This is a genomic window from Bradyrhizobium sp. SBR1B (assembly GCF_014198205.1).
GTDB lineage: Bacteria > Pseudomonadota > Alphaproteobacteria > Rhizobiales > Xanthobacteraceae > Bradyrhizobium.
Genome location: NZ_JACIHC010000001.1, coordinates 237,065 through 255,105, shown reverse-complemented (window position 1 = coordinate 255,105; position 18,041 = coordinate 237,065). Strand labels below are relative to the sequence as shown.

At 63.7% G+C, this 18,041-nt stretch carries 18 protein-coding genes, 1 tRNA gene and 1 pseudogene; 17 read left to right on the top strand and 3 right to left on the bottom strand.

The window, feature by feature from the left end; all coding sequences use genetic code 11:
* Positions 1–188: 188 nt before the first annotated feature.
* From GGD61_RS01380 to GGD61_RS01340, 9 genes are all read left to right on the top strand, one after another.
* Positions 189–262, top strand: a tRNA-Gly gene (locus GGD61_RS01380).
* A 214-nt stretch (positions 263–476) separates the two neighbouring features.
* A complete protein-coding gene (locus GGD61_RS01375) occupies positions 477–1,775 on the top strand; it encodes a DUF2235 domain-containing protein (RefSeq protein ID WP_183229915.1) in 1,299 nt (432 codons plus the stop codon).
* Between the two features lie 19 nt (positions 1,776–1,794).
* The gene (locus GGD61_RS01370; RefSeq protein WP_092260302.1) at positions 1,795–3,111 is read left to right on the top strand and encodes a pentapeptide repeat-containing protein; all 1,317 of its coding nucleotides are present in this window, start codon (positions 1,795–1,797) and stop codon (positions 3,109–3,111) included.
* 39 nt (positions 3,112–3,150) lie between these two features.
* Entirely contained in the window at positions 3,151–3,684 is a 534-nt protein-coding gene (locus GGD61_RS01365) for a hypothetical protein (RefSeq protein WP_092260300.1), read from the top strand.
* A 324-nt stretch (positions 3,685–4,008) separates the two neighbouring features.
* On the top strand, positions 4,009–4,314 hold the full coding sequence (locus tag GGD61_RS01360) for a hypothetical protein (protein WP_092260297.1): 306 nt from the start codon (positions 4,009–4,011) through the stop codon (positions 4,312–4,314).
* 163 nt (positions 4,315–4,477) lie between these two features.
* Complete coding sequence (locus GGD61_RS01355; protein WP_183230324.1) at positions 4,478–4,918, top strand: DUF2231 domain-containing protein; 441 nt, start codon at positions 4,478–4,480, stop codon at positions 4,916–4,918.
* Positions 4,915–6,252, top strand: a complete 1,338-nt coding sequence (locus GGD61_RS01350) for a sorbosone dehydrogenase family protein (protein WP_092260293.1) — start codon at positions 4,915–4,917, stop codon at positions 6,250–6,252. Before GGD61_RS01355 ends, GGD61_RS01350 begins: the two co-directional genes overlap by 4 nt.
* 68 nt (positions 6,253–6,320) lie before the next feature.
* Positions 6,321–6,536 carry a hypothetical protein gene (locus GGD61_RS01345; protein WP_018322207.1) on the top strand — a complete coding sequence of 72 codons (216 nt, stop codon included), beginning with the start codon at positions 6,321–6,323 and terminating at the stop codon, positions 6,534–6,536.
* Positions 6,537–6,549: 13 nt separating this feature from the next.
* On the top strand, positions 6,550–6,720 hold the full coding sequence (locus tag GGD61_RS01340; protein WP_018322208.1) for a hypothetical protein: 171 nt from the start codon (positions 6,550–6,552) through the stop codon (positions 6,718–6,720).
* Positions 6,721–6,743: 23 nt separating this feature from the next.
* Here GGD61_RS01340 and GGD61_RS01335 read toward each other — a convergent pair whose 3' ends face one another.
* Together GGD61_RS01335 and GGD61_RS01330 are read right to left on the bottom strand one after the other, a co-directional pair.
* Positions 6,744–7,682 carry a sugar kinase gene (locus GGD61_RS01335; protein WP_092260291.1) on the bottom strand — a complete coding sequence of 313 codons (939 nt, stop codon included), beginning with the start codon at positions 7,680–7,682 and terminating at the stop codon, positions 6,744–6,746.
* Positions 7,666–8,706, bottom strand: coding sequence for an SPFH domain-containing protein (locus GGD61_RS01330; RefSeq protein ID WP_092260289.1), 1,041 nt, complete (start codon positions 8,704–8,706; stop codon positions 7,666–7,668). Before GGD61_RS01330 ends, GGD61_RS01335 begins: the two co-directional genes overlap by 17 nt.
* 101 nt (positions 8,707–8,807) lie before the next feature.
* Here GGD61_RS01330 and GGD61_RS01325 point away from each other — a divergent pair, with 101 nt between their 5' ends.
* The 7 genes and pseudogenes from GGD61_RS01325 to GGD61_RS01295 all read left to right on the top strand — a co-directional run bounded on the left by GGD61_RS01325 (position 8,808) and on the right by GGD61_RS01295 (position 15,841).
* Positions 8,808–9,548, top strand: a complete 741-nt coding sequence (locus tag GGD61_RS01325) for an NrtR DNA-binding winged helix domain-containing protein (protein WP_092260287.1) — start codon at positions 8,808–8,810, stop codon at positions 9,546–9,548.
* Between the two features lie 268 nt (positions 9,549–9,816).
* Positions 9,817–11,214: an MFS transporter gene (locus tag GGD61_RS01320; RefSeq protein ID WP_092260285.1), complete on the top strand. Its 1,398-nt coding sequence runs from the start codon at positions 9,817–9,819 to the stop codon at positions 11,212–11,214.
* A gap of 122 nt (positions 11,215–11,336) precedes the next feature.
* Positions 11,337–12,162, top strand: a pseudogene (locus GGD61_RS01315) (3-keto-5-aminohexanoate cleavage protein).
* A gap of 134 nt (positions 12,163–12,296) precedes the next feature.
* A complete protein-coding gene (locus GGD61_RS01310) occupies positions 12,297–13,502 on the top strand; it encodes an MFS transporter (RefSeq protein WP_092260281.1) in 1,206 nt (401 codons plus the stop codon).
* 191 nt (positions 13,503–13,693) lie between these two features.
* Entirely contained in the window at positions 13,694–14,923 is a 1,230-nt protein-coding gene (locus GGD61_RS01305; RefSeq protein WP_092260279.1) for a CaiB/BaiF CoA-transferase family protein, read from the top strand.
* A 212-nt stretch (positions 14,924–15,135) separates the two neighbouring features.
* Positions 15,136–15,351 carry a hypothetical protein gene (locus tag GGD61_RS01300; protein WP_018322217.1) on the top strand — a complete coding sequence of 72 codons (216 nt, stop codon included), beginning with the start codon at positions 15,136–15,138 and terminating at the stop codon, positions 15,349–15,351.
* Positions 15,352–15,448: 97 nt separating this feature from the next.
* The gene (locus GGD61_RS01295) at positions 15,449–15,841 is read left to right on the top strand and encodes a RidA family protein (protein ID WP_092260277.1); all 393 of its coding nucleotides are present in this window, start codon (positions 15,449–15,451) and stop codon (positions 15,839–15,841) included.
* Positions 15,842–15,845: 4 nt separating this feature from the next.
* Here GGD61_RS01295 and GGD61_RS01290 read toward each other — a convergent pair whose 3' ends face one another.
* On the bottom strand, positions 15,846–16,508 hold the full coding sequence (locus tag GGD61_RS01290) for a TetR/AcrR family transcriptional regulator (protein ID WP_092260275.1): 663 nt from the start codon (positions 16,506–16,508) through the stop codon (positions 15,846–15,848).
* 212 nt (positions 16,509–16,720) lie between these two features.
* Here GGD61_RS01290 and GGD61_RS01285 point away from each other — a divergent pair, with 212 nt between their 5' ends.
* Positions 16,721–17,956, top strand: a complete 1,236-nt coding sequence (locus GGD61_RS01285; RefSeq protein WP_018322220.1) for an acyl-CoA dehydrogenase family protein — start codon at positions 16,721–16,723, stop codon at positions 17,954–17,956.
* The last annotated feature ends 85 nt before the right edge of the window (positions 17,957–18,041 follow it).

The window sequence follows — 18,041 nt, the reverse complement described above, 5'->3', positions numbered from 1 at the left end:
GGTAAAAGACACTGGATCACCTCCTTTCGTTGGTTTCGGAAGATTTCAATATAGGGGGCATTGCCGCCGCTGTTAAGGGGCGGCGGGTCCGCAGGAACCGGGCGCGATTCGCAAGGGCTCAGGACGGCCGGAAAGCGACCTCCTGAACAGTTGAGACCGCCGCCCGGCCGTGTTAGGGAGCCCGTAACGCGGGTGTAGCTCAATGGTAGAGCAGCAGCCTTCCAAGCTGAATACGAGGGTTCGATTCCCTTCACCCGCTCCAAAACGTGCCGCGCCAGAATGTCCCTGAGCGCATCTGCTCGATCCCCCTGCAAGTGACGCGTTTCGAATGTTCGTTGGCACTCGCTGTGCGCTGACAGCGAACCGGCTGGACATCCTCGGAGGAAGTGTAGCATCCTCAAGTTGCGGGCAGGGGACACGATCTCGCTAGATTGATCGAGTTCTGCCGGAGCGTGCCATGAGGCTGGGGGGCTGGGGTGGCGAAGCGGATCATCTTGCTTCTGGACGGCACCTGGAACGACGCCGATGACGGCGGGGCCGACACCAACATCGTTCGCCTCAGGCAGAGAATTGCAGAGCATCTCTCCAACGCGCATTCGCGCGCCACGAGCGACGTCACGAGTTCCGCTGCCGTGCCTCAGCAGACATTCGTCCTGAAGGGCGGCAAGCCGGGCGGCCGGGACAACGTCATCCTCTACGAGCGAGGGGTAGGAACCAGCGGTTTTCTGGATCGGTTCAGCGGTGGTGCCCTTGGCGCAGGCCTGTCGGAAAACGTTCGCCGTGCCTACACTTTTCTGGCCCAGCACTACGACCGGGGAGACGAGATTTTCATCTTCGGCTTCTCGCGCGGCTCATACACCGCCCGGTCGTTGGTGGGCTGCCTGGCAGCCGTCGGTCTGATTTATCGCAATAAGTTCGACGCCAAGGCCTTGTCGCGGCTGTGGGCGCATTATCGCACGCATCCGGCCAACCGCCTCCCTTGTGACGAGATACTCGTCAGAAAGATTTCGTCAGGTCCGAACAGCATTCCAGTCAAGTTGCTCGGCGTGTTCGACACCGTGGGCGCCCTGGGGATACCGCTGAATGCGTTCTGGAAAGAAAATCGCGACCTGTACGGCTTCCATGACGTCGGTCTGTCGGGGATCTGCGAGCACAGCCTGCAGGCGCTGGCGATCGACGAACATCGGGAGGCTTTCGAAGCCACTCTCTGGCGGCGATTGCCCTTCACCGCACGGCCGGCAAACGTGGAGCAGGTGTGGTTCGCGGGGGCCCATGCCGACGTCGGCGGCGGATATGTGCGGTCCGGGCCGCATCAGCTCGAAGACATCACTCTGGATTGGATGATCAAGCGCGTTCGCCAGATTGCCGGCGACGACTTCCCGTTGGATCCGCCGCCAGCACTCGCTCCTGATTGTATCACGGCGCCCCAGCACGAACCTCGTCAGGGGCTGTATCGTTTCATGCCCTATGTCTACCGGTCGATCGGAAATCTGCCCGTACCCGTTGCGCCCAGACCGTTCGAACGAAACGTCTGCTTCGACCGGCACGCCAAGCCGATCGGAGAGGCGATCCACGTCAGCGCCATCGAGCGCCTGGGTCTATCCGTCGGGATCGGCGGCGTTGACGCGACATACGCCCCGCGGAACCTCATGTCGGCCCTCCAGCAGTTGGTTCAGCTGAACGGCGATGTTGCCGTCGTGGACTGGAATGCCATGTCGACGCCGCTCCTGCTGGCGACGGTGTTGATGAGGCAAGGGCTGCAAAGAGTCGGGTAACCGCGAGCGGAGCTTAGTCATGTTTTACTTGATCGTGCCGCTGGTCTTCATTGCGATTTTCCTGCTCGGGGCGTTTTTCTGGTTCTGGTGGGCAACGCCGCGCGCGCAGGTCCTGCTTCACTTCGATGCCGATCAGATCAAGCAGTTGGAGGTTCAGGATCGCCTGCGCCAGACGAACTATCAGGTCCTGACCGGGCTGGGACTCGTCGCGACCTTCATTGCCGGTGCCGTCCAGCTCTGGTTGACGAGCAATCAGTGGAATGCAGACTACAGGCTTCGTCTGGATCACGAGCGGGGCCAGCAATTTGCGGAGGCGACCCGCAGCCTGGTTGACGCCCCGGACAAACCCTATGCACAGGTGGCCGCGCAGCGGATCACCAGCCTTGTCTCGGAGAGCCCCGGCGCTTTCGGGCAGCAGGCTATCACAATTCTGGAAAGCGTCGTCGTCGATGGAACGAAGGCCAACCGGATGCAGGAATCCGGGACTTGCGACGCGGGAGATCCGACCCGGCCAAGGCCGGTCGTCGAGCGCCGCGAGGAGCCCCCACCTGCTGCTCAGGCTGCTATCCGGCAACTCGGCGGTGGTGTGCTATCGAGGGTCCGCAGTTTACCCAGCGGCAGGTTGTGTGCCGGTGACAGGCGCTTGAATCTGGCCAATCTCGGATTGGACAATTTCGATCTTAGCGGGCTCGACCTTTCTTGTTCGGTGATGACGCAAGCCCAGCTGCGTCGGGTCAGCTTACGATACGCCAATCTTTTTGGTGCTGATCTCGGTGGCGCAAGTCTGGCCGACTGGGATGTCCCAGGCTCGCCGGCTAGTTCGGGATGGTTGTGGAAGGAATCCGAGAGACCGAAGCAATTTGAGAAGACGCGGTTCACCGCCGAGAGCATCGGCTTCGATGAAACCGATCCGGCTCCGAAGAAGAAAGAGGAAAGAAAGACCAACGCATCTCCTAAATTGGACGTCTGGCAGACCTATCGCTGCTTCATCACCGATTTGCGCAACGCCGATCTCCGCGGCGTCAACTTCGAAAATGCCTCCCTGGGAGGCGCCGATTTCAGGAACGCAGATCTGACCGGCGCCAATCTGTGCGGCGCCACGGTCAGCCGGGCCAATTTCAGGGACGCCAAGGGTTTGACGACCGCGATGCTGCGACAAGTTTGCGTCGGCAGGTTTGGAGACGATGAAGACACCATCATCGCTGCGCAGCCGCTCGGTTTGGAGCCGTATTTTTCCGGCGAGTTCAGGCGCGTCGAGATGTGCGGAGTTCGGCGGGGCGATTGCCAGCCAAGTGCTGATCAGACGTCGAAGGCCCTGAACCGGCCACGTCGCTGAGAAGGGTATCGGTCACCTAAGCGAATTTCGGGAGGAACGATGTACGCAATCACGTTCGCTGCGGCGGCCATCATCTGGCCGTTCATCGTGGCCATGATTTCGAGCAGGTTCGGCGCCGATGTGAGCGCTCGCTTCCTCGAGCGCCCAGGACTTATTCCATCGACCGGCGAGGCGCTCACCCGGAGATCGCTTGAGCAGTGGCTGCGGTCGCCCACCAATGGTCCCTTCCGCAGGCCCTATGCTCGATGCATCATGCTTCTGGATGTCATCTACATTTTTCTTGTCGGAGGGTTTTTCGTCACTGGCTCGCTATGGCTCGCCGCGGCGCTGACATGGCCTGACCCGGCCAATTGGTGGTATTGTGTCGCGGTCTGCATCGTGCCGGCCGCCTATATCATCAGCGATTTCGTGGAAGACGCCATGATCGCGCAGAGCCTCCTGCGCCATGACGTGAGTGACACCAAATTCAACCTGATGCGTCTGGCGACGACGATCAAGATCGTGACCTTCGGAGCGGCCGCGGCTCAGACCGTTGTCCTCGGCATTTGCGCGCTGCTCCTGAGTGCGGCCTAATATTCCTTCGAGACGCGGCCTTGCGGCCACGCCTCCAGAGTAGTGGTCCACCTCAGTCGCTCCGCACGAGGCTCTTGGTGAATCCAGGTGCCGACGAACTTGCCTGCGCAACTCGCCACAGGATGGCTGTGAGCGGTCGTGCACAATGCCAGCGTCAGGCACACCGCCACGGACATATCAATTTCATTCGATACCCCCGAAAGAAAGCATCGAGAATATTAACCTCAGCCCGCAGAACAAGGACGGCCCGGTCGCGGCCTGATCTAGGTCAATGTCCCCCGCGCCGGATGGTCTATCCATTGGTCGCAACTTCGGGACGTACACATGACCAACAAGCCGATCGATTGGACGCCGGACCTCTCCCTGCCGACCTCCAAATCCACCGTCCAGCACTTCATCGCCAAGGCCGGCGGCGATCGCCTGGAGATCGACACTACGCCCTGGGGCGAGGCCGACCTCTCGGTGAACGGTCAGTCGATCGCTCACCTCGAAACGGCCGCGAGCGCTGGCGACGCATTTCGAACCCTCGAGACGATCGCGGAAGATTTGGAAGCCGACAAGAATGCGCGCCTCGATCAGGTGATCGAGGATGACGAGGTCCGCGAAAAGCTGGGTCTGGCGCGCATCTAAGGCCATCGTAGCCCGTGAGATCGCTGATATCGCTACGGCGATGAATGTTATCCGCGCGCGTCGGAACGAGGCGGCGGGGATCCCCTAGGAACCATCGCACGACGCACGAGTTGGCCGGTCGGGCAGGACCGAAAATCACACGAGGCCGACCGTGCAAGACGACATGCGCGTGCGAACCACCGCGCAGATCGCGGGTCATCCGATTCATCCGATGCTGGTGCCGATCCCGATCGCGTGCTTCGTCGGGGCGCTCTTGACCGACATCGCCTATGTCGCCAGCGCCGAGATCATGTGGGCGAATTTTTCCGCCTGGCTTCTGCTCGCTGGCGTCGTCTTCGGCGTGCTGGCGGCGATCGCGGGTCTGACCGATTTCCTCGGCAACCGCCTGGTGCGGGCGCAGATGCCGGCATGGCCGCATCTGATCGGAAATGCCGTGGCGCTGATCCTCGCCGTCGTCAACGCGCTGATCCACACCCGCGATGCCTGGACCTCGGTGTGGCCGACCGGGCTCGTTCTGTCCGTGATCACGGTGCTGATCCTGCCCGTCACCGGCTGGCTCGGCTGGGCCATGGTCTATCGCCACGGCGTAGGAGTTGCACGATGATATCGAAGCTTGCCCGGGCGCTGGTGTTCTCGCCGCTGCTGTTGCTGGCTGGCTGCGACGACGGCAGCGGCGACCCCAAGGCGCAGATCGGCGCCAACCCAAAACTTCCCGACATCCAGCAATATTTGCTGCCGCCGGTCCACATCGCGCGCATCGTCGGCTGGAAGAAGAACGAGACGCCGGCTGTGGCTGAGGGCCTGCAGGTCAAGGCCTTCGCGACCGGCCTGCAGCATCCGCGTTTCATCTACGTGCTGCCCAATGGTGACGTGCTGGTGGCGGAATCCAAGGCGCCGAAGGGGGCCGGGATCAAGCGGCCCAAAGAGATCGTCATGGGCTACATCGAGTCCTGGGCGACCTCGGGCGGCAACGACACCGGGCCGGGCAACCGCATCACGCTACTGCGCGACAGCAATGGCGACGGCGTGCCGGAGACGCAAAGCGTCTTCCTCGACCATCTCAATTCGCCCTTCGGCATCGCGCTGGTTGGCAACGACCTCTATGTCGCCAACGCCGATGCGATCGTCAAATATCCCTACACGGAAGGCGACACCAAGATCACCGCGCCGGGCACGGTGCTGACGCCGCTGCCGGGTGGGCCGATCAACCATCACTGGACCAAGAGCCTGGTCGCGAGCCCCGACGGCTCGAAACTCTATGCCGGCGTCGGCTCCAACAGCAACATCACCGAGAACGGCATGGAGGCCGAGCACAACCGCGCCGCGATCCTCGAGGTCGATCGTGCCAGCGGCCGCTGGCGCGTGTTCGCAAGCGGCCTGCGCAATCCCAACGGGCTCAGCTTCGAGCCGCAGACCGGCGCGTTGTGGACGGTGGTGAACGAGCGCGACGAACTCGGTCCCGATCTCGTCCCTGACTACATGACCTCGGTGAAGGACGGCGGCTTTTACGGCTGGCCCTATAGCTATTACGGCCAGCACGTCGATCCCCGCGTCAAGCCGCAGCGACCGGATCTCGTCGCCAAGGCGATCGTGCCGGATTATGCCCTGAGCTCGCATGTCGCCCCGCTCGGGCTCGTCTTCAACACCGGCTCCGGCCTGCCGGCCGCCTATCGTGGCGGCGCCTTCGTCGGCGAGCATGGCAGCTGGAACAGGCAGGTGCTCAACGGCTACAAGGTCGTGTTCGTGCCGTTCACGGACGGCAAGCCGAGCGGACCGGCGCAGGACGTCGTGACGGGCTTTTTGAACAGCGACAACCAGGCGCGTGGCCGTCCCGTCGGCGTCGCCATCGACAAATCAGGCGCGTTGCTGATCGCAGACGACAGCGGCAACACGGTGTGGCGCGTCACAGCTGCGCATCCGCAGTTGACGCAACGATAGGCCCGCCGGCGCGTTATCGGACAGACGGTGAAAGCCAAATTCTGAAACTCAAAGCCAGGAGTTGGACAATGGGCCTTGCTCAATATGCCATCGTGCCGGTGAGGGACGAATGGGGCGTGCTGCACGACGGCGACGTCAAGAACACATACGCCACCAAGGAAGCTGCATTCGAATCGGCGGTCGCCGCCGCATCCCTCGCGCTGCGTGAGGGACATGAAGTCCAGGTCAGCGTGCCTGGCCGCGAAGCCGGAGGCAACGCGCTCGGCGTCCAGGACAACGCTTGAGAAGGAAGACGCGATGACCAAGCCGCGTGAGCCGAACGGCGTCGAGCCATCCCGTTCCGAGGACGACATCCAGCGGGAGCAGCTGGGTCCCCGCGGCGTGCCCGGTGCGCCTGATCCGGCCAAGATGACCCCGCAGCGCGACAAGAAGACGCCGAAGCACGTCGATCCCGGCCACACCGCGTGAGGCGGCGCGGCGGCCTAACATGATCAGACGATCAATCGTCCGCGCCGCGCGGCGATCCCGATCGCAACCTCGGCACCCGCGTTGAAGTCGAGACGGTCGGCTTCAATGCCGTCGCTGAAGATGACGCCGTTTTCCGCCATCAGCGAGCGGATGCGCAACTGGTCCGCCGAGGCGAGCCGGCCGCAGACGAGATGGGTCTGCGAATGGCGGCTGGGGAAGGGCTCGCGCACCGCGAAGCGCAGCTCTGGCGCGTCCCAGGGCAGGGCCTCGTAACCGGTCAGCGGGGGAGGCTGCCCAACAAGACTGCCGGCAATGGCCAGCGAGCCCGTGACGATGCTTTTGAACCAGGCGGTCGATCCGAGGCCGGTCGAGACGATCAGTCCGCTTGAAGATTGCCGTTCCGTCGCCCCGCCGGCGGCAATCTCGTAGATCGCGGAGACATGCGTCCGTGCGCCGATGAACAAATCATTGACGGCGTAGAGCACCTGGCCGTCGTTGAGCCGTGCTTCCGCCATCGTCACGGCCTGGCTGTCGCGCTTCTCAGTGGCGACCTCCGGCAGGAGCTTGGCGAGGTCGCGCGGCGCGAAGGGCAGGAGGATGCCGTCGTGGCGCGCGGGATCCGGATTGAGCCCGATCAGCGGATGGTCATCGAGATATTTCATCGTGTTGGCGACGACGCCGTCCTGGCCGAGCGCGACGACGATGTCATCAGGCCCGAAGAGGAAGTTCGGCAGGAAGCCGCGGTCGATGACCTGATAGCGCCCCCATTGCTCCAGCACTTGCAGCGTCGTGTGACGCTGGGCACGATAGACCTCGTGCTCGCGCTCATAGTCGGAGAAGTCGGCGCCGAGATGTTCGACATAGAAGCGCGCCTGCGCCGCCGTCAGGTGGCGCGCGATCAGGTCCTCCAACCTGGTCTTGCGCGTCACCAGCACCACCTTTCGGTCATTGGCGGCGGGCATTGGCGGCCTCCTTCGGCTTCTCCATCAATTGGCTGAGCAGGTCCGGCGAGACGTTGAGCTGGCCGATCTTCTCGGCCTTCTCGGCAATGCCGGAGAAGGCTTGTGCGATCAGCTGACCCGGCTGCATGCCGGCAGCGGCAAGCGCCTGGATCACGCGGGTGTCGACGCCTTCGAAGATCTTCATCAGCGCGCCGACGCGATAGGCCTCGGCGTCGGCCAGCGTCCTGGTGTTCTCGGCATTGAGGCCGACGAAATCCTTGCGCTTGCCTTCCAGCACGATGTCCGCGGCCATGCCGGCCTCGCGCAGCTCATTGCGCTTTGCCGCAACGCTCGCCTCGGCGTCCATCTGGGTCTCGCGAATTGACCGCTTCTTCTGCTCGACCGCGATCTCGGTGTCGAGTTCGCTCTCGCGAATGGCGCGTTCCTGCTCGACGGCGAAGTTGCGCCGGGCGAAGATCGCTTCGTCCGCGTATTTCAGGATCGCTTCGCGCGCTTGCGCCTCCAGCGCCTTCGCGGTGTCCGGCGTCGGCTTGATGCCGCGGATCGACACGCCGAGGATTTCGAGGCCGAGAGCTGCGATGTCGGCGCGCGCCCTCAAGCCGCCCGCGATGATGTCGGCGATGCGGTCGGACGCCTGCAACGCGTCCCTCAGCGTCAGTTCCTTCACCGCTTGCTGGGCGAGGACCTCGACCGTGCCGAGGATGCGTTCCGGCAGCTTTTCCGGATCGTCGCTCGCATAGGTCTTGCCGTCAGCCTTCAGGGTGAAGTCGAGCATCGAGGCCGCCTTCTTCGGGTCGCTGACGCGATAAGTCACCTGGCCCTGCACGGTCAGCGTCTGAAAGTCGCGCGCGGTCTGCTCGAAGATGAACGAGGCGTCGCGGCTGCCGATGGGCACCGCGACCAGCATGGTCACCGGCGCGTAATACAGCGCGGAAAGACCAGCACCCTCGGCGACGATCGCGCCGGCGCGATACTTCATCAGATAGGTGGTGGGCTGGGCCTTGATGAACCTGACGCCGAACATGTGTTTCTCCAACGGCTGCAATAAGTGTGTCTGAGCAACTAAGTAAGTTGGACTGTACAACTAACTATGCTACTGTCAAGACCGAACAGGAGAGATTGGTGATGGCAGGTGAGGGGCGGAGCAAGGACCTTGGCAAGGGCCTTGGAAAGTCTGGAGAATTGGACTTTCCGCGCCCCCTGACCACGGTCGATGTCGTGATCTTTACGATCCTCGACGACAGCCTTCAGGTGCTGCTGATGCAGCGCCCGGCCGGCGAGGGCGAGCCGTTTCCGCTCAGCTTGGCGCTGCCGGGCGGCTTCGTGGACGTCACGAAGGACCGCGACCTCGCGGCTTGCGCGGCCCGCAAGCTGAAGGAGAAGACCGGGGTCACCAGCCCTTATCTGGAGCAACTCGGAAGCTGGGGAAGCGCGACGCGCGATCCGCGCGGCTGGTCGGCGACGCACGCCTATTTCGCGCTGATCCCGGCGGACGCAAGCGTGCTGGCGAACGATGCGCACTGGTTTCCAATTCGAGGGGGCAGGCTCAAGGACAAGCTCGCCTTCGATCACGGCGACATCCTCGCAACCGCGATCCAGCGCCTGCGCAACAAGGTGGAATACACCTCGCTGCCGGCCTATCTGATGCCGCCGGAATTCACGCTGCCGGATTTGCAGCGCGTCTACGAGATCGTGCTCGACCGCCCGCTGGAGAAGAGCGCCTTCCGCACCCGCATCCTGTCGGCCGACATGATCGAGCCGGTCGCGAAGATGCGGCGCGGCCCGAACCGCCCGGCGCAACTCTACCGCCTGAAGAAGGGCAGCGAGCCCGTGTATTTCGTGCGGACGTTCAATCCGCCGGAATGAATTCCGCGGCGACATGCCGAGCCGTCGGTCAGCGTGCAGAGTGGGTCGGCTCGGCCCTTTAGCCCAGATAACATCATGTTAGGTTTATCGCATAACTGGGTAATTGTGTTAGCCCGGCGAAAGCCTACTGTCTCTTCACTCAAGACACCGACCGGCAGTGCCAAGCGCTCGCGGAGCTCCGCAGAGCGCCCGGGGATTGCTGTCCAATTGTCCAGCGAAGCCCGCCAACGGGACGCATCAAACGAACAGATCGGGAGGAGCTTTTGTGATGGGTACCACGCGCGCGATCCACGACATGAGTCAGTCCAGAAAGGCTGCTGCCAGCGGCTGGATCGGGTCGGCTCTCGAATATTATGACTTCTTCATCTATGCGACCGCTGCGTCGCTGATCTTCCCGCAAATCTTCTTCCCGTCGGACAATCCCACGGTCGCGATCGTCGCATCGCTGGCGACCTATGGCGTTGGATATGTGGCCCGGCCGATCGGCGCCTTCGTGCTCGGACATTGGGGCGACACCCATGGCCGCAAGACCGTCCTCATCCTCTGCATGTTCCTGATGGGCATCTCGACCATGGCGGTGGGCATCCTGCCGACCTATCAGCAGGTCGGCATCCTGGCGCCGATCCTGCTCGTCATGCTGCGCCTCGTGCAGGGATTTGCCGTTGCCGGTGAAATCTCCGGCGCAAGCTCGATGATTCTGGAGCATGCGCCGTTCGGTCGACGCGGTTTCTATGCAAGCTTCGCCCTTCAGGGCGTACAGGCTGGACAAATTCTCGCAGCTGCGGTCTTCCTGCCGCTGGCGGCCTATATGCCGACCGACGCCTTCAACAGCTGGGGCTGGCGGATTCCCTTCCTGCTCAGCTTCTTCGTCATCGTCGCGGGCTACATCATTCGCCGCGAAGTCGACGAGACCCCGGCCTTTGCGCGAGAGGGCGAGCGGGGAGAAACGCCGCGGGCGCCCATCGTTCAGGCCATCAAGCTGAACTGGCCCGACATGCTCAGGGTCATCTGCATGGCGCTGATGAATGTCATTCCGGTTGTCGCGACCATCTTCGGTGCGGCCTACGCGGTGCAGCCGGCCTACGGCATCGGCTTTGCCAAGGACGTTTATCTGTGGATCCCGGTCCTCGGAAACATGCTGGCCGTGTTCGTCATTCCCTTCGTCGGCAATCTCTCCGACAAGGTCGGGCGCAAGCCTCCGATCGTCGTGGGCGCGCTGCTCTCCGGCTTGCTCGCCTTTGGCTATCTCTATGCCATCAGCATCAGGAACGTGCCGCTGGCGATCCTGCTGTCGCTCCTGATGTGGGGCGTCGTCTATCAGGGCTATAACGCGATCTTCCCGAGCTTTTACCCGGAGCTGTTTCCGACCCGCACACGGGTGTCGGCGATGGCGATCTCGCAGAACATCGGAACGACCATCACCGCCTTGCTTCCAGCCCTGTTCGCCATCGTAGCGCCTCCCGGCTCGGCCAACATTCCCTTGACGGTGGGCGCGATCGCCTTCGGCATCACGGTGATCGCGGCGCTGGCGGCCGTCTCGGCCCGGGAGACCTATCGGATCAGCATCGATGATCTCGGCAATCCCAAGGCCGTTCCGATCGCCCGAGCCGACTACGAGCGGCAGCGTGCGGAAGCCGCGAATGGTGTGGCCGCAGTTCAGACCTGACGCGAACGCAAGGAAGCCTTGCCGCCGCGACAATTGATGTTTGCGGCGGCAGGGCTCCGCGCGCTATGTCAGGGCCTGATCGAACTTGGTGCGCGTAAGCGCGATCATCATGAGGTTGCAGGATGAACCCCGTCGTCGTTGCTGTCGCTATCACCGGCTCCGTTCCGCGCAAGAAGGACAATCCTGCGGTGCCGATTTTGCCGTCCGAACAGATCGAGTCGACGCAGGAGGCCTTCGAGGCCGGCGCCACGCTTGCCCACATCCACGTTCGCAATGATGACGAGACGCCGTCGTCCGATCCCGAACGTTTTGCGAAGGTAGGAGGGGATCAGGAAGCATTGTCCCGGCATGATCGTGCAGTTCTCGACCGGCGGGCGGGGCCGCGATCCCTCGGCGCGTGGATCGTCGCTCTATCTGAAGCCGGACATGGCCTCGCTGTCCACGGGATCGGTGAACTTCCCGACGATTGTTTATGAGAATAGCGCCGCCCTGGTCGAGACCCTCGCCACCGGTATGCAGACGAATGGCATCCGGCCGGAGATCGAGATCTTCGATCTGTCTCATATCCATGGTGCCCGCCGCCTGATCGAGGCGGGGCTGATCGACCCGCGTCCGCACGTGCAGTTCGTCATGGGCGTCAAGAACGCGATGCCGGCGGACGAGCATGTCCTCGACATCCTGCTGGCAGAGCTCAGGCGGCTGATCCCGCACGCGACCTGGACCGCGGCCGGGATCGGACGTCACCAAGCCGAGGTCATGGGCTGGGCGCTGGCGCGGGGCGCCGACGCGGTTCGGACCGGGCTCGAGGACAATATCAGGATCGACAAGACACGCCTGGCCGCCAGCAATGCGGAGCTCGTGACCATCGCCTGCGAGGCTGTCACGCGCCACGGTCGCCGCGTTGCGACCGCCGCCGAGGCGCGATCCCTGCTCGGGATCGCGCGGTAGAGGCTACTGCCTCCTCCTGACATGCTCCCGGCTGCCTTCTGCCATTCGGCGGCCGGCGTTCCCGCGCGCTGAGTCTCCGGCTAAGAGAGGTTCACAGGCGTGATCGGCGCCTGCCGGGCAGGCGAACGTTTGGAATGCGGTTCTTGAAATCTGACAGCAGGCTGATCGGGGTCCTGCTGGTGCTCGCCATCACGCAGCTGGTCGGATGGGGCACGATCGGGCTTCCTGCCATCGTCGGGCGCGATCTCGCCGCCGATCTCGGCATGAGCCTGCCGGCGGTGTTCGCCGGGACGTCCGTTCTCTACGTCTCGATGGGGCTGTGCGCGCCGTGGCTCGCCAGATCGTTTGCGCGGCATGGCGCGCGGACGGTCATGATGGTCGGCACGGTCGTCACCGCGCCGGGCTTCGTGCTGCTGTCTCTCGCGCACGAGCCGATGCTCTATTTCGCCGCCTGGATCGTCCTCGGCATCGCCGGCAGCGCCACGCTGTCGACCGGCGCCTATATCATGCTGAACGAGGTCGCGGGACGGCAGGCCAAGAACGCGATCGGGGCCTTGATGCTGGTGACGGGCCTGTCCAGCAGCATCTTCTGGCCGACGACGTCGTTCCTCAGCGGACACCTCGGCTGGCGCGGGACGTGCCTGGTTTACGCGGCCATGCTGATCCTCGTGTCGCTTCCGCTCTATGCATTCGTGGCGCCGCGCCGGAGACTTGCGAAGGACGATGGCGGCACGCCGGCCAAGTCTGCCGATGTGCCCGCGATTCCAAGGAGCACTTTCGGCCTCGTGGTCGCCGCGATCACGCTCAACGCCTTCGTCAATTTCGGCATCAGCGCCATCATGATCGAGCTGTTGCGGGCGGAGGGGCTCACGCCTGCGCAGGCCCTCGCGTTCGGCTCGATGCTGGGCGTGATCCAGGTCAGCGCCCGCGGGCTCGATCTTCTCGGCGGCGGGCGATGGGACGGGATTACGACCGGGCTCGTCGCGGGCACCGCGCTGCCCGTCGCGATGCTGCTGCTGATGCTGAGCGAAGGCGCGACCTGGGCGGTCGCGGTCTTCATCCTGCTCTATGGCGCCGGCAGCGGCGCGATGGCGGTGGCGCGGGCGACCATCCCGCTGGTGTTCTACGACCAGGCCGAGTTCGCCAAGGCGATGTCGATGATCGCGCTGCCGCTCAATCTGGCGTCCGCGATCTCGCCGCCGCTCCTTGTCGGCCTTCTCACCCAATTCGGCAGCCGCGGCGCGCTCGGTCTCACCTTCGTCTGCTCCTGCGCGACGGTATTGATCCTGGTCCTGCTCGGCCGGCGGCGGCCGCGGGTTGCGGCGGCAGCCGTGACCTGAGCCGATCAGGCAATATTCGCGGCGCGGAAAGCTGCCGACAGGAAGTGGCTTGCTGCCGAAGCTGCGGATAGCCGTATGCCGCCAGTGCAGGGCTCAAGGCGCCAAAATAGTGTATCCGCTGGGGAGCGCGGCCGCTCCGAGCCGCCGCGCCAAAATCAGCTCTAAGATTCAGTTCCCCGGAGGAAATCGACATGTCGGCCCTGCCGCTTTCAGGCATCAAGATCCTTGACCTCACGCGCGTGCTTGCCGGGCCTTTGTCGGCCCAGATGCTGGGCGATCTCGGCGCCGAGGTGATCAAGATCGAGCGGCCGGGCACCGGCGACGACGCGCGCGCCTTCGGCCCGCCCTATCTCAGCGATCCCGAGGGCAAGGCCAACAACAACAATTCCTTCTATCTCTGCGCCAACCGCAACAAGAAGTCGGTCACCGTCAACATCGCCAAGCCCGAGGGCCAGGCGATCATCCGCGAGCTCGCCAAGGACGTCGACGTCTTCATGGAGAACTACAAGGTCGGCGATCTCAAGCGCTACGGCCTCGACTACGAGACCATCAAGGCGATCAACCCCGGCATCATCTATTGCTCGGTGACCGGCTTCGGCCAGACCGGACCGTACGCGCCGCGCGCCGGCTATGACGCCATCCTGCAGGCGATGGGCGGCCTGATGAGCGTCACCGGCCACATGGATGGCGAGCCGGGCGAGGGCCCGATGAAGGTCGGTCCCTCCATTGTCGACTACATGACCGGCATGAACACCTCGATCGGGATTCTCTCGGCGCTCTACCATCGCGACGCCAATGATGGGCAGGGCCAGCACATCGACGTCTGCCTGTTCGACACCGTCATCGCGTCGTTGTCGCACTGGCTGCAGATCTATCTCGTCAACGGCAAGACGCCGCCGCGACGCGGCACCTGGGGCAATGGCGGCATGCCGGCCGGCGTGTTCCGCTGCACCGATGGCGAGCTGATGCTGGTGGTCGGCAATGACGGCCAGTTCCGGAAGACCTGCGCCGTGCTCGGCGAACCCGAGCTTGCGAGCGATCCGCGCTTCGTCAAGAACAACGACCGCGTCACGCACGGCAAGGAGATCATGGCGATCTTCGCCGGCCTGTTCCTGAAGCAGCCGGTGGCCTACTGGCTGGAAAAGCTGGAGGAGGCCGGCGTGCCCTCGGGTCCGATCAACAATTTCGAGCAGGTGTTTTCCGATCCGCACGTCCAGTCGCGCGGCATGCGGGTGAAGACCGAGCACAAGTTCGAACCGGAACTCTCGCTGATCCGAAACGCGCTGACTCTTTCGGGCACCCCCATCACCGAATATCGCGCCCCGCCGCTGCTTGGTGAGCACACGCAGGAGGTCCTCGGCGGCAAGCTCGGCTACGATGCGGCCAAAATCGAGACGCTGAAGCAGCAGGGGATCATCTAACTCAGCAGAAGCAGCGTGCGCTCTTACCCTCTTCCCTCGTGGGAGAGGGTGGTTCGCAGCAAAGCGGCGGCCGCAGAGGACGCGCGCGCGATGCTCGGGCTTGCCTGAGGCTTGCGCGCCATCCCCAGATAGTTCCGGTCCGTAGTCTCACAGGCTTCCGTTCCGCGCCAGACTCTGTTTCGATCTCTCCACTAACGTCGGGAGGGAAATGGATGTCCTACACGATCGGGTTCCAGGCCAAGGACCAGAAGGCAATTCTGGCGACCGAGGCGGCCACCGCCAATCAGGCCGTCGCCATCGTTGCCGCACTGCGGCAGAGTGCCGAGGAGATCAAGTTCATCCGCTCGCCGCAGGAAGGCGAGATGGGCATCGAGATGCTGCTGCTGCTCGCCAAGGAAGAGGCCGAGGAGATGCCGCAGCGGGCCTGAACCCGTCGCGACAACCACACTTCGATTAGAAGCGAAGCATGCCGGCTGCAGGATGATGTAGTCCGGCGTCGGTCTCGCTTGAACCGAAGGTGGCTGCATGAAACGCGAAGCGCTCCGCGTCGAACCGATCTCGACCTTTCTCGACCGCCGCAACGCACCGGTCTCGCCGGTGACGCGCGCCGGCAACATGATCTTCGTCTCGGGCCTGCCGCCGTTCGACCCGGAGACGGGCGAGATCGTGCAAATGCCGATCGAGCGGCAGAGCGAGATCGTCATGGAGCAGATGAAGCTGTGCCTCCAGACGGCCGGTGCCTCGCTCGACAACGTCATGAAGTGCAACGTCTACTGTACCTCGACGAAACATTTCGCCGCGTTCAACGCCATCTATGCACGCTATTTCCCTGAAGATCCGCCGGCGCGGATCTTCGTCTGCACGCCGGAATGGTTCGGCCCCTTCGACGTCGAGATCGACTGCATCGCGATGATGTGAGGGACTACCGCGCCGCGACCCGCGCCGGTGCCTTCGTCTCCGCCCGTCCCGCCGTCAGCGCCATCGTGGCCACGCTGACCACGCGCGCGACCACGTCCTCGACGTCGTCGAGGTCGCATTTGCCTTCCGACAGTTTTGTCAGCCGCTCGCTCTCGCGGATGGTGTGGTGCGCCATCGCGAGCGCGAAGTTGAGGCCCCAGTAGATATCGACGTCGCTGCGGTCGGGCAGGGCACGGCGCATCGCGCCGGCGAATTTGCGCAAATGGTCGATCTCGCGGTTCTTGATGCGGCGGATCGGCGGCACGGATTCGATCGAGGCGCGGATCATGAAGCGCGCTGCGGTCGAGCGCTGGTTCTCAGGCCCGAGGCAGCCGCGCAAGGTCGGCCCGACCAGCGCGTGCAAGATCACCTCGATCGGTGCACGGCCGCCGCCTTGCTCTTCCGCCGCCTTCAATTCGCGCAGGCGCTCGCGGTTGGTGGCGATCGAGCGGGTGACGAATAATTCCGCGATCAGCTCATCCTTCGAGCCGAAATGATAGTTCACCGCCGCGAGGTTGACGCCCGCCTCCGCGACGATGTCGCGCAGCGTCACGTCGCCGAAGCCGCGATCGGCGTAGAGCCGTTCGGCGGCGGCGAGAATGGCAGATCTCGTATGATCGCTGGCCATGGATGTCCCGGAGGGGAGGGAGTTGCAATTCAAACAGTTGTATGAAACTATCGTTTGAAGGCCGGAGATGTCAATCGCAATCGGGACTCGTTCGCAACTCGCGAAGCCGGTTCCGAAGCGCCCGCAAGCTGTGCGCTTGCGGGCCGGACGGTCCGGCGCAAAACAGGCTCGCGAGGCAAACAGCTTCGCAGAAGAGAGACGAGGAGCGTCCCATGGATTTCGATCTGTCCCCCAAGCAGAAGGAATGGCTCGACCGCGTGCGGTCCTTCATGGCCAAGCACGTGCGCCCGGCGGTGCCGATCTATGACCAGCAGGATCATGCCGGCGAGCGCTGGAAGGTGATCCCGATCCTCGAGGACCTCAAGAAGAAGGCGAAGGCCGAAGGCCTCTGGAACATGTTCATGCCGCCGAGCGAGCATGAGGACGACGAATTCCGCGGCGCGGGACTGACCAATCTGGAATACGCGCTGCTGTCGGAAGAGATGGGCCGCATCACCTGGGCCTCGGAAGTGTTCAACTGTTCCGCGCCCGACACCGGCAACATGGAAGTGTTCATCCGCTACGGCTCCAAGGAGCAGAAGCGCAAATGGCTGCGCCCGCTGATGGACGGCGAGATCCGCTCCGCCTTCCTGATGACGGAACCGGCGGTGGCCTCCTCGGACGCAACCAACATCGAAACCCGCATCGAGAAGGATGGCGATCATTACGTCATCAATGGCCGCAAATGGTGGTCGTCCGGCGTCGGCGATCCCCGCTGCAAGATCGCGATCCTGATGGGCAAGACCGATTTCAAGGCGGCCAAGCATCAACAGCAGTCGCAGATCCTGGTTCCGCTCGACACGCCCGGCATCAAGGTCGAGAAGATGTTGCCGGTGTTCGGCTTCGACGACGCGCCGCACGGCCATGCCCAGGTGTTGCTGGAGAACGTCAGGGTGCCGAAAGAGAACATCCTGCTCGGCGAAGGCCGTGGCTTCGAGATCGCGCAGGGCCGGCTCGGCCCGGGCCGCATCCATCACTGCATGCGCACCATCGGCAAGGCCGAGGAGGCGCTTGAGAAGATGGTGAAGCGCCTGTCCTCGCGCAGCGCCTTCGGCAAGAAGATTGTCGAGCACAGCGTGTGGGAGCAGCGCATCGGCGATGCCCGCACCAATATCGAGATGACGCGCCTGCTCTGCCTCAAGGCCGCCGACATGATGGACAAGGTCGGCAACAAGACCGCGCAGGCCGAGATCGCCATGATCAAGGTCGCAGCGCCCAACATGGCGCTGAAGATCATCGACGAGGCGATCCAGGCTTTCGGCGGCGCCGGTGTCTCGGACGAGGCGGGCCTTGCCAAGGACTACGCCCACATCCGCACGCTCCGTCTCGCCGACGGTCCGGACGAGGTGCACAATCGCGCCATTGCCAGACTTGAGGTTCGGAAGTATGCAAACTCTCCCGGTCACTAAGAGGGAGAGCCGGGAGGCGCTCCCGATCTGAAGAAACGGCAGGGCATGATGCGGTGACCGCTTGACGCAAGTGCGTCAGCGGTTA